The organism is Streptomyces sp. NRRL WC-3618 (genome assembly GCF_001280005.1).
In the GTDB taxonomy this organism is placed as follows: Bacteria; Actinomycetota; Actinomycetes; order Streptomycetales; family Streptomycetaceae; genus Streptomyces.
Window position 1 is genome coordinate 1 of record NZ_LGDW01000498.1, and the last position, 547, is coordinate 547.

Annotated in this window: 1 pseudogene; it reads left to right on the forward strand. The window is 73.3% G+C overall.

What is annotated here, in order from left to right:
* Nucleotides 1-547, forward strand: a pseudogene (locus tag ADL01_RS40645) (glycogen debranching protein); the annotation flags it as partial.

A 547-nucleotide genomic window follows, 5' to 3' on the forward strand; every position in this document is an offset into this window, starting at 1 on the left:
CGAGACCCGCGTCGAGGCGACACCGGGCCTGCTCAGCTGGACCGGTACGGCAGGACGCGTCGACCTCGCCTACGAGTCGCCGGACACCGTCCGCCTGCGAGGCGCCGGGCTGGCGCTGAGCGTCTCGGCGGCGGCCTCGACGCTGACCCCGTTCAGCGGCACCTACTTCTTTGACGACCCGGCGGCGCGGGCGCACGTGTTCACGTCGTACGAGACCGGGCGCCGTTACCGCGTCACGGTGCTCGCCGGCATGGTGACCGACACCGTCGGCAGTCAGGCCCTGGGCAGCGCCGACCGGGGTCTCACGGTCGCCGCCGACACCGACGGTTTCTGGGAGATCGCGGTCGAGGAGATGGACACGGCCCGCGCGCCGTACGTGTCAACGGCGGTCTTCGCCAAGCTCGTCGAGGAAGCCCGGAACGCCTTCGCGGACTTCGTCGACGCGGTGGCCCCCTGGCGCTCGGCGGACACTCCGGCCGCCGAACTCGCCGCGTACGTGGTGTGGTCGGCGACCGTACGCCCGGCCGGCCTGGTCACCCGCCCCGCC